The following is a 10,245-nucleotide window of genomic DNA, read 5'->3' as shown; positions in this document are numbered from 1 at the left end:
GCGCCAGGGGCGCGCCTCGCTGACGGACGGCTTCGTCCAGATCGACGGGGGTGAGGCGTGGCTGCACAACGCCCACATCCCCGAGTACAGCCAGGCCACGATCTCCTCGCGGGCCAGTTCCACGGTCGGCCGGAAGTGCAGCACGTAACGCGCGAGCGCGAGCCCCAGGAGCTGGGAGGCGACCAGTCCGGCGCGGGTGGACGCCTGCTCCGGATCGGGGCAGGCCTGTCGCGCGACCGGCACCAACTGGTCCCGGAACACCCCCTGCATCAGCTCGGACGCGGCGGGGTTCGTCACGCCGACCCGGAGCATGGCCGTCAGCTCCTCGTTCTCCTCCCACATGGTGAGGAAGTGCGTCACCAGCGTGTGGCCGACCTCGTCCCGCGCGGTCGAGGTCAGGTCGGGCAGCCGCAGGTTGTAGGAGACCGAGGCCGCGAACAGGCCCTCCTTGTTGCCGTAGTAGCGCATCACCATCGACGGATCGATCCGCGCGTCCTTGGCGATGGCGCGGATGGTGGCGCGTTCGTAGCCATCGGTCGCGAAGCGCTCGCGGGCCGCCTTGAGGATGGCGGCGCGGGTGGCGTCGGAGCGGCGGGGGGTGGTGCTGGTGCTCGCGTTGTCGCTGTCGTTCATGCCAACAAGCGTAGGCCAACAGGTGTTGACAGTCCAGAGAGCGGGTCCTAGTCTCGTCATCGAGCGTTGGCAAACAACCGTTGGCAAACGCACGTTGGCATCAGGAGGCCACCATGAACGGCACCGAGACCAGCACCAGCGCCGGCACTGTCATCGTCGTGGGCTCGGGTCCCACCGGTCTTCTCCTCGCCGGTGACCTCGCCACCGCCGGCGTCCCGGTCACCCTGCTGGAGAAGCGCCCCGAGAAGATCAGCAACCTGTCCCGCGCTTTCGGCGTGCACGCCCGCACCCTGGAGCAGCTCGACGCCCGCGCCCTCGCCGACGACCTCGAAGCCATCGGTCAACCGCTCGACCATTTCAGCCTGTTCGGTGTCCTCACGGTCGACTTCACCGACCTCCCCTCCCGCTTCAACCACCTCCTCGTCCTCCCTCAGTACGAGGTCGAGAAGGTGCTGCGGCGGCGCGCGACCGAGGCGGGCGTGGAGTTCCGGTACGAGACCGAGGTGACCGGGCTGTCGCAGGACCCCGATGGTGTGACCGTCGAGGTGCGCGGGCCCGGCGGGGTGTCGGAGTCGCTGCGGGCCGCGTACGTCGTCGGCGCCGACGGGATGCGCAGCGCCGTGCGGAACGCGATCGGACTGCCCTTCCCCGGCCGGGCCGTCCTCCGGTCCATCGTCCTCGCGGACGTGCATCTCGACGAGCAGCCGCGGAATGTGCTCACCGTGGGGGCCGTCGGCGACGCCCTCGCCCTCGTCGCGCCCATCGGTGACGGCTACTACCGCATCACCGCCTGGAACCGCATGCACGACGTCGCCGACGACGCGCCCCTCGACCTCGACGAGATCAAGGAGATCGTCCGGCGCGTCTTCGGCCGTGACTTCGGGATGCGGGACCCCCGCTGGATGTCCCGCTTCCACAGCGACGAACGTCAGGCCCCCGCCTACCGGGTGGGCCGCGTCTTCCTGGCCGGCGACGCCGCGCACGTCCACAGCCCGGCCGGCGGCCAGGGTATGAACACCGGCCTCCAGGACGCGGCCAACCTCGGCTGGAAGCTGGCCGCGGTGATCCGGGGCCACGCGCCCCGGACTCTCCTCGACAGCTACCAGGCCGAGCGCCACCCCGTCGGCAAGGCGGTCCTGCGCAGCAGCGGCGGCCTCGTCCGCCTCGCCATGGCCAAGCGCCCGTGGACCCGCGCCCTGCGCACGGTGCTCACCACCGTCCTCGACCAGGTGACCCCGGTCCGCCGCAAGGCGCTCGGCCGGCTCACCGGCATCGGCTACGTCTACCCGGCCCCGCGCGGCGCCCACCGCCTCGTCGGCACCCGCGTCCCGGACTTGGCCCTCACGGACGGCGGCCGTCTCTACGAGGCGCTGCGCGGCGGCCGGTTCGTCCTCGTCACCCCGCAGGACTACGACACGAAGGACGCCCGCGACGGCCGGCTGGCCGCGGAGCACTGGGCGAGCGACCGGCGTACGGCGCTCCTCGTGCGCCCCGACGGATACGTGGCCTGGGCGGCCGACGCCGCCGACCCGGCCGAGATCGAGGCGGCCCTCGCCGAGCACGTCGGCTGAACCGGGCCTCCAGGGGCGGCTATCGCTCCGTCGAGGACAGCAACTTACGCAGCAGGTCGGCCAGTTGGTCGGCCTGTTCGGCGTCGAGGCCGGACAGTGCCGCCGTCTGGACGTCGAGCCCGGAGCCGACCGCCTCGTCGATCAGCGCCAACCCCTTCTCGGTCAGCGTGACTTGGAGGCCCCGGCGGTCGTGCGGGTCGGGGGAGCGGCGGAGCAGCCCGGCCCGCTCCAGTTTGTCGAGTCGGCCGGTCATGCCGCCCGTGGTGAGCATCAGCGTCGCGGAGAGCTCGCGTGGCGAGAGGGTGTACGGCGCGCCCGCCCGGCGCAGGGTCGCGAGGACGTCGAACTCGCCGCGCGAGATGCCGTGCGGCGCGTACGCCTTCTCCACGCGGTCGCCCATGGCCCGGGAGAGCCGGAAGATCCGCCCGAAGACCTCCATCGCGGCGGTGTCGAGATCGGGCCGCACCGCCGCCCACTGCTCGATGATCGCGTCGACGGGGTCCTTGTCGTTCATGGGGTTCAGTATCCGCCGGTCGGTAGGTCGGTCGCAAGAAAGCGGCTTGACGCTAAGTGGCTTAGCAGTAAGCTAATCATCATCGACCTACTTACTGTCGACCTACTTCGGCCTCTGCTGAAAGGCGTGTCTCCCATGGCCAGTCGCCCGGTCCTGACGGCCGCTCTCACCGCCCTCGCCCCCATCTCCTGGGGCACCACCTACGCCGTCACCACCCAGTTCCTCCCGCCCGACCGCCCCCTCTTCACCGGCCTGATGCGCGCCCTGCCCGCAGGGCTGGTGCTCCTCGCGCTCGCCCGGGTGCTCCCGCGCGGCGCCTGGTGGGGGAAGGCGACAGTGCTCGGCGCGCTGAACATCGGCGCCTTCTTCCCGCTGCTGTTCCTGTCCGCCTACCGCCTCCCCGGTGGCATGGCGGCGGTCGTCGGCTCGGTCGGACCGCTGATCGTCGTAGGCCTCTCGGCGGGACTGCTGGGACAGCGGCCGACGGCCCGGAGCGTGCTCACCGGCGCCGTCGCGGCCTTCGGCGTCAGCCTCGTCGTACTGAAGGCGGCCGGGGCGCTCGACCCGATAGGCGTCCTCGCGGCCCTCGCCTCCACCGCGTCCATGTCCACCGGCACCGTGCTGACCAAGCGCTGGGGCCGCCCCGACGGCGTGGGTCCGCTCGCCCTCACCGGGTGGCAGCTCACCGCGGGCGGTCTGCTCATCGCGCCCGTCGCCTTCCTGGTCGAGGGAGCGCCGCCCGCGCTGGACGGCCGGGCGGTCGGCGGTTACCTGTACCTCGCGCTGGCGAACACGGCGATCGCGTACTGGCTCTGGTTCCGCGGCATCGGCCGGCTCTCCGCGACCCAGGTCACCTTCCTCGGCCCGCTGTCCCCGCTGACCGCGGCCGTCGTCGGCTGGGCGGCGCTCGGGCAGGCGCTCACGCCCATGCAGGTGGCGGGGATGACGGTGGCGTTCGGCGCGACGGTGGCCGGGCAGATCGGGGCGCGCACCCCGCGCGTTCTCGTCGGGGAGGTAGCGTCACGCGGGACTGTCGTGACGCAACGCCGGAGGCACCCGTGGCCGAAGAGTTCTGCCCCAGTTGTGGCAAGCCGCTCACCGCACGGGCGGGCCGTACCGGCCGCCGTTCCGTCTACTGCTCCGCCGCCTGCCGACAGAAGGCCTACCGCGAGCGGCAGGGGAGCGTCGGACCCGGTGTCGACGGGCTGATCAAGGAGATCGGGCGGCAGGTGGAGGAGTTGGTGCCGCAGCCGCCCTCCGTCCTCTACTCCGGTGTGACGGAACTGTCCTCGTCCGTCGCGAAGTTGAGGCGAGTGGCGCGTACCGCGCGGGACACCGCCCAGGAATCCGTCACGCCCGCGCCCGTTACGGAAACCCCCGCCGTTGCTCAAGTCCCCGTCGACGAAGGTGACTTCGCCGCCCTCGTCGAGTCCCACCGCCGTGAGATCCAGGTGCACTGCTACCGGATGACCGGTTCCTACGACGACGCCGAGGACCTGGTGCAGGAGACGTTCCTGCGGGCCTGGCGGGCCCGGGACACCTTCGAGGGGCGGGCCGGTGTCCGGACCTGGCTGTATCGCATCGCCACCAACGCCTGCCTGGACTTCCAGCGCCGTACGGCCCGCCGACCGAAGCGCTACGAACCGTTGCCCGGCATGAACCACGGCGGCGGGGAGCCGCCCGCCCGGATCACCTGGCTCCAGCCCTACCCCGACGACGAGTTGCCCTCCGCCGAGGAGGAGCCCGAGGCCGCCGCCGTGTCCCGCGAAACCCTCGAACTGGTCTTCCTGGCCGCCGTCCAGCATCTCCCGCCGCGCCAGCGCGCGGTGCTGGTGCTGCGGGACGCGCTCGGGCTGAGCGCCGCGGAGACCGGCGTGGCCCTCGACATGACCGTGGCCTCGGTCAACAGCGCGCTGCAACGCGCCCGCCCCACCCTGCGCGACCACCTGCCCGGCCGCCGCGCGGACTGGACGAGCGCCGAGCCCACCGAGCACCAACGCACCCTGGTCAAGCGGTACATGGCCGCCGCCGAACACCTCGACCTGTCCGAGGTCGCCGCCCTGCTCAGCGAGGACGTCACCCTCACCATGCCGCCGAACCCGTTCTGGTTCACCGGCCGCGACGCCATCGTGGAGTTCCTGAGCGTGAGTCTCGACGTCAACTCGCCCATGTTCTTCGGTCATTGGCGCCATCTCCCCGCCCGCGCCAACGGGCAGCTCGCGGCCGGGGGTTACGTCCGCCGGCCCGGTACGACGGTCTATCGTGCCCAGGTCCTCGACGTGCTCCGCTTCGACGCCGACGACCGGATCGTGGAGATCACGTCCTTCGAACCGCACCTGTTCCCGGCCTTCGGGCTGCCCCTGCGGCTGTGACCGATGAGTGGTGCGCGGCCCGTGCGTCTGTATGACCGACATCGACATCAGCCACTCGCAAGGAGATCCACCATGCTGCTCACCGACAAGACCGCGGTCGTCTACGGCGCAGGCGGCTCCATCGGCGGTGCGGTCGCCCGTGCCTTCGCCACCGAGGGGGCCCGCGTCCACCTCGTGGGCCGCACCCGGGAGACGCTGGAGGCCGTGGCCGCCGACATCAAGGACGCCGAGGTGGCCGTCGTCGACGCCTTGGACGAGACGGCGGTGACCGAACACCTCGCCCGCGTCGGCGACATCGACGTGTCCTTCAACCTCGTCTCGCGCGGCGACGTACAGGGCCTGCCGATCACCGAGATGCCCCTCGACGACTTCCTGCGGCCGGTGCTGAACGGCACCCGCGCCAACTTCATCACCGCCCGCGCCGCAGCCCGTCGGATGGCCGAGCGGGGCAGCGGAGTCGTCCTCACCCTCAACAGCGGCTCCGCGCACGGCAGCCCGATGATGGGCGGCACCGGCCCGGCCGACGCGGCGACCGACAGCCTGGTGCGCAACCTGGCTATGGAGCTGGGCCCGCGCGGGGTGCGTGCCGTGGGCCTGTGGGCGGCCGGCATCCCCGAGACCCTCACCGTCGAGAAGCTCGGCAAGGTCAACCCCGACCTCAACGAGGCGGCGATCCAGGGCATCCTGGACCACCTGTCGAGCCTGCGCATGACCCGCCGCAACCCCACCCTCGCCGAGATCACCGCGACCGCCGTGTTCCTCGCCTCCGACCACGCGGCGAGCATCACCGGCACGTTCGTCAACGTCACGGGCGGGATGTTCCCGGGGTGACGGCAAAGGGCGCCCGGCGGATCGCCGGGCGCCCTTCGTCGTCGTAGAACCGCTTACGAGGCAGCCGCGTCCGCCGCCTGGGCCTTCAGGGCGCGCTCCACGCCCGCGCGGGACTCCGAGACCAGGCGGCGCAGGGCCGCGTTGGGCTCGGCGGCCGCCAGCCAGGCGTCCGTGCGGTCCAGGGTGTCCTGGGAGACCTGGATCGACGGGTAGAGACCGACCGCGATCTGCTGGGCGATCTCGTGCGAACGGGTGTCCCAGGCGTCCTTGACCGCCGCGAAGTACTTCTCCGTGTACGGCGCAAGCAGCTCGCGCTGGTCGGTCTGGACGAAGCCCGAGATCACCGCCTCCTGAAGGGCGTTGGGGAGCTTGTCGGACTCGACGACCTGCGCCCAGGCCTCCGCCTTCGCCTCCTCGGTCGGGCGGGCGGCACGGGCGGTCGCCGCGTGCCGCTCACCGGCCGCGGTCTTGTCCCGCTCGTACTCGCCGGCGATCTCCGTCTCGTCGAACCGGCCCACGGCCGCGAGGCGTTCGACGAACGCCCAGCGCAGCTCGGTGTCGACGGCCAGGCCCTCGATCGTCTGCGTGCCCTCCAACAGAGCGTCCAGCAGGTCCAGTTGCTCCGGTGTACGGGCCGTGGACGCGAACGCCCGGGCCCACGCGAGCTGGTGGTCGCTGCCCGCCTCGGCGGCACGCAGATGCGCCAGCGTGGCGTCCGTCCAGCGGGTGAGCAGGGCCTCGCGGGCGGCCGGGTCGGCGTACAGCTCGATCGCCAGCTTCACCTGCCGCTGGAGCGACTGCACGACACCGATGTCGGACTCCTTGCCGATGCCCGACAGGACGAGGGAGAGGTAGTCGCGGGTGGCGAGTTCGGCGTCGCGGGTCATGTCCCAGGCCGAGGCCCAGCACAGGGCGCGGGGCAGCGAGGACTCGAAGTCGCCGAGGTGCTCGGTGACGAAGGCGAGCGACTGCTCGTCGAGCCGGACCTTCGCGTACGACAGGTCGTCGTCGTTGAGCAGGACGACGTCCGGGCGGCGCTTGCCGACGAGCTGCGGTACGTCGGTCAACTCGCCGTCGACGTCCAGCTCGACACGCTCGTCACGCACCAACTTGCCGGTGTCGTCGTCGAGTTCGTACAGACCGACCGCGATCCGGTGCGGGCGCAGTGTGGGCTCGCCCTTGGCGCCGGCGGGCAGGGCCGGGGCCTCCTGGCGGATCGCGAAGGCGGTGATGACACCGTCCGCGTCCGTCTCGATCTCCGGGCGCAGGATGTTGATACCGGCCGTCTGCAGCCACGCCTTCGACCAGGTCTTCAGGTCACGCCCGGAGGTCTCCTCCAGCGCGCCGAGCAGGTCGGACAGGCGGGTGTTGCCGAACGCGTGGCGCTTGAAGTACGCCTGCACGCCCGCGAAGAACTCGTCCATGCCGACGTAGGCGACGAGCTGCTTCAGGACGCTCGCGCCCTTGGCGTACGTGATGCCGTCGAAGTTGACGAGGACGTCGTCCAGGTCGCCGATCTCGGCCATGATCGGGTGCGTGGACGGGAGTTGGTCCTGCCGATACGCCCAGGTCTTCATGGAGTTGGCGAACGTCGTCCACGAGTGCGGCCAGCGCGAGTCGGGGGCGTAGGCCTGGCAGGCGATGGAGGTGTAGGTGGCGAACGACTCGTTCAGCCACAGGTCGTTCCACCACTCCATGGTCACGAGGTCGCCGAACCACATGTGGGCCAGCTCGTGCAGGATCGTCTCCGCGCGCATCTCGTACGCGGCGTCGGTCACCTTGGACCGGAACACGTACTGGTCGCGGATGGTCACCGCGCCCGCGTTCTCCATCGCGCCCGCGTTGAACTCCGGGACGAACAACTGGTCGTACTTCTTGAAGGGGTACGCGTAGGCGAACTTCTCCTGGAACCAGTCGAAGCCCTGTCGTGTCACCTCGAAGATCGCGTCCGAGTCGAGGTACTCGGCGAGCGAGGGCCGGCAGTAGATGCCGAGCGGGACGCTCTGCCCGTCCTTCTCGTACACGCTGTGGACGCTGTGGTACGGGCCGACGATCAGCGCGGTGATGTACGTCGAGATGCGGGGTGTCGGCTCGAACTTCCAGATGTCGTCCCGGGGTTCGGGCGTCGGGGAGTTGGAGATGACGGTCCAGCCGGTCGGTGCCTTCACGGTGAACTGGAAGGTGGCCTTGAGGTCCGGCTGCTCGAAGCTGGCGAACACGCGGCGGGCGTCCGGGACCTCGAACTGGGTGTACAGATAGGCCTGTTGGTCGACCGGGTCGACGAACCGGTGCAGTCCCTCACCGGTGTTGGTGTACGCGCAGTCCGCGACGACCCGCAGGATGTTCGGCCCTTCCAACAGCCCGGCCAGCGCGATCCGCGAGTCCTTGAAGACCTCGTCCGGGTCGAGCGGGTCGCCGTTCAGCGTCACTTCGTGGACGGTCGGGGCGACCAGGTCGATGAAGGACTCGGTGCCGCCCTCCGTCACATCGAAGCGCACCGTCGTCGCGGACCTGTAGGTCCCGCCCTCCTGCGCGCCGGAGAGGTCGAGATCGATCTCGTACGAGTCAACGGTGAGCAGCGTCGCCCGCTGCTGCGCCTCTTCGCGAGTCAGGTTTGTGCCAGGCACGCGGTCATCTCCTCGTTATGTGTGGGTTGCGCCATCCTTCCACGGGACCTGACCGGAACGCGATGTCCGTATCCCGCCGGTGAGCGGGGCGGACGAGCGCGAGCCTGGGGGTATGACGGCATACACACCACGCCCCATCGACCCGACGACCTTGAAGGACCTGCGCACTGCTGACGACGCGGGCCGCCGAATGGTTCCCGTGACCGATGCGGAAGGCGGCGCTCCGCTCCGCTGCTGCCTGCGCCGCAGCGAGCCGGGTGAGCGGATCGCCCTCGTCTCGTACGCCCCGCTGCGCCGCTGGGCTGCGGAAACGGGGGCCGAGCCCGGGGCGTACGACGAGCAGGGGCCGGTGTTCATCCACGCCGAGGAGTGCGGAGGGCCCGCTGCGGGTTCCGGGTATCCGTTCGCGAACGCCCATCGCACGGTCCGCCGCTACTCGGCCGAGGGCCACATCCTGGGCGGCCGGCTCGTGGAGGCACCCGACGACGAGGCCTTCCGAAACGCCTTCGACGACCCGGCCGTGGCACTGGTCCACGTCCGGGCCGTCGAGTACGGCTGCTTCCTCTACGAGGTCGGGCGGCCGTAGCGAGCGGGGAGCCTAGGCGCCCTGGAGTTCCGCCGCCACCAGCTCCGCGATCTGCACCGCGTTCAGCGCGGCCCCCTTGCGGAGGTTGTCGTTGGAGATGAACAGGGCGAGGCCGTTCTCGACCGTCTCGTCGGGGCGGATGCGGCCGACGTAGGACGGGTCCTGGCCGGCCGCCTGGAGGGGGGTCGGGATGTCGGAGAGGGCCACGCCCGGGGCGCCGCCGAGGATCTCCGTGGCGCGCTCGACCGTGATCGGGCGGGCGAAACGGGCGTTGACCTGGAGGGAGTGGCCCGCGAAGACCGGGACGCGGACGCAGGTGCCGGACACCTTCAGCTCCGGGATCTCCAGGATCTTGCGGGACTCGCTGCGGAGCTTCTGCTCCTCGTCGGTCTCGTGCAGGCCGTCCTCGACGAGCGAGCCCGCGAACGGCAGCACGTTGAAGGCGATCGGCCGCTTGTAGACCTGCGGCTCGGGGAAGTCGACCGCCGAACCGTCGTGGGTCAGCTTGTCGGCGTCCGCGACGACCTTCAGCGCCTGGCCGTGCAGCTCGGCCACACCGGACAGACCGGAGCCGGACACCGCCTGGTACGTGGCGACGACCAGCGCCTCCAGGCCCGCCTCCAGGTCCAGCGGCTTCAGGACCGGCATCGCGGCCATCGTCGTGCAGTTCGGGTTGGCGATGATGCCCTTGGGGCGGTCCACGATGGCGTGCGGGTTCACCTCGGAGACGACCAGCGGTACGTCCGGGTCCTTGCGCCAGGCGGAGGAGTTGTCGATCACGACCGCGCCCTGCGAGGCGACCTTCTCGGCCAGCGCCCGGGAGGTCGCGCCGCCCGCCGAGAACAGCACGATGTCCAGGCCGGAGTAGTCCGCTGCCGCCGCGTCCTCCACCGTCACGCCGTCCAGGACCGTCCCCGCCGAACGGGCCGAGGCGAACAGCCGCAGCTCGGTGACCGGGAAGTTCCGCTCCACGAGGATCCTGCGCATGACTGTGCCGACCTGACCGGTGGCTCCGACGATTCCGACCTTCACGACGACTCCCTTGCGTGCGTTTTACGTGGTCCAGCGTTTCCATGATGCGTCTCACCGGTGCCCGCGTGTCCAATCCTTT

Annotated in this window: 8 protein-coding genes and 2 pseudogenes; 6 read left to right on the top strand and 4 right to left on the bottom strand. The window is 70.8% G+C overall.

The genetic code is table 11. The features are described from left to right. Positions 1-100: pseudogene (locus ABZT04_RS17265) on the top strand (SsrA-binding protein); the annotation flags it as partial. On the opposite strand, the pseudogene ABZT04_RS17260 reads toward ABZT04_RS17265, so the two are convergent. After that, positions 88-633: pseudogene (locus ABZT04_RS17260) on the bottom strand (TetR family transcriptional regulator); the annotation flags it as partial. The pseudogenes ABZT04_RS17265 and ABZT04_RS17260 sit on opposite strands and share 13 nt — an antisense overlap. Positions 634-746: 113 nt before the next feature. On the opposite strand from ABZT04_RS17260, the gene ABZT04_RS17255 reads away from it, so the two are divergent. Then, positions 747-2,204, top strand: coding sequence for an FAD-dependent monooxygenase (locus ABZT04_RS17255; protein WP_356057250.1), 1,458 nt, complete (start codon positions 747-749; stop codon positions 2,202-2,204). A gap of 19 nt (positions 2,205-2,223) precedes the next feature. On the opposite strand, the gene ABZT04_RS17250 is transcribed toward ABZT04_RS17255, so the two are convergent. Beyond that, the gene (locus tag ABZT04_RS17250) at positions 2,224-2,718 is read right to left on the bottom strand and encodes a MarR family transcriptional regulator (protein WP_356057248.1); all 495 of its coding nucleotides are present in this window, start codon (positions 2,716-2,718) and stop codon (positions 2,224-2,226) included. A 135-nt stretch (positions 2,719-2,853) separates the two neighbouring features. On the opposite strand from ABZT04_RS17250, the gene ABZT04_RS17245 reads away from it, so the two are divergent. The 3 genes from ABZT04_RS17245 (at position 2,854) to ABZT04_RS17235 (ending at position 5,921) form a co-directional block, all read left to right on the top strand. Next, positions 2,854-3,927: an EamA family transporter gene (locus ABZT04_RS17245; RefSeq protein WP_356057246.1), complete on the top strand. Its 1,074-nt coding sequence runs from the start codon at positions 2,854-2,856 to the stop codon at positions 3,925-3,927. After that, positions 3,924-5,090 carry a sigma-70 family RNA polymerase sigma factor gene (locus ABZT04_RS17240; protein WP_356057267.1) on the top strand — a complete coding sequence of 389 codons (1,167 nt, stop codon included), beginning with the start codon at positions 3,924-3,926 and terminating at the stop codon, positions 5,088-5,090. The genes ABZT04_RS17245 and ABZT04_RS17240 overlap by 4 nt, the downstream gene beginning before the upstream one ends. Positions 5,091-5,162: 72 nt before the next feature. Beyond that, positions 5,163-5,921, top strand: coding sequence for an SDR family oxidoreductase (locus tag ABZT04_RS17235; RefSeq protein ID WP_356057244.1), 759 nt, complete (start codon positions 5,163-5,165; stop codon positions 5,919-5,921). A gap of 53 nt (positions 5,922-5,974) precedes the next feature. On the opposite strand, the gene pepN is transcribed toward ABZT04_RS17235, so the two are convergent. Then, positions 5,975-8,548, bottom strand: coding sequence for an aminopeptidase N (pepN, locus tag ABZT04_RS17230; RefSeq protein ID WP_356057242.1), 2,574 nt, complete (start codon positions 8,546-8,548; stop codon positions 5,975-5,977). 112 nt (positions 8,549-8,660) lie between these two features. Here pepN and ABZT04_RS17225 point away from each other — a divergent pair, with 112 nt between their 5' ends. Next, positions 8,661-9,134 carry a DUF1203 domain-containing protein gene (locus ABZT04_RS17225; RefSeq protein ID WP_356057239.1) on the top strand — a complete coding sequence of 158 codons (474 nt, stop codon included), beginning with the start codon at positions 8,661-8,663 and terminating at the stop codon, positions 9,132-9,134. A gap of 12 nt (positions 9,135-9,146) precedes the next feature. Here the strand turns inward: ABZT04_RS17225 and ABZT04_RS17220 are convergent, their stop codons facing one another. Further along, positions 9,147-10,166 carry an aspartate-semialdehyde dehydrogenase gene (locus ABZT04_RS17220; RefSeq protein ID WP_356057237.1) on the bottom strand — a complete coding sequence of 340 codons (1,020 nt, stop codon included), beginning with the start codon at positions 10,164-10,166 and terminating at the stop codon, positions 9,147-9,149. Between the last annotated feature and the right edge of the window lie 79 nt (positions 10,167-10,245).

The sequence above is a fragment of the Streptomyces sp. NPDC005492 genome (assembly GCF_040605995.1).
Taxonomy (GTDB): Bacteria; Actinomycetota; Actinomycetes; order Streptomycetales; family Streptomycetaceae; genus Streptomyces.
Note: the sequence above shows the minus strand (reverse complement) of the source record. Positions and strands in the feature narration are given on the sequence as shown.

What these genes read in the sequence shown, in the direction of transcription:
- ABZT04_RS17255 (WP_356057250.1), top strand. Translation starts at nt 747, where the DNA reads ATGAACGGCACCGAGACCAGCACCAGCGCCGGCACTGTCATCGTCGTG.
- ABZT04_RS17250 (WP_356057248.1), bottom strand. Translation starts at nt 2,718, where the DNA reads ATGAACGACAAGGACCCCGTCGACGCGATCATCGAGCAGTGGGCGGCG.
- ABZT04_RS17245 (WP_356057246.1), top strand. Translation starts at nt 2,854, where the DNA reads ATGGCCAGTCGCCCGGTCCTGACGGCCGCTCTCACCGCCCTCGCCCCC.
- ABZT04_RS17235 (WP_356057244.1), top strand. Translation starts at nt 5,163, where the DNA reads ATGCTGCTCACCGACAAGACCGCGGTCGTCTACGGCGCAGGCGGCTCC.
- ABZT04_RS17225 (WP_356057239.1), top strand. Translation starts at nt 8,661, where the DNA reads ATGACGGCATACACACCACGCCCCATCGACCCGACGACCTTGAAGGAC.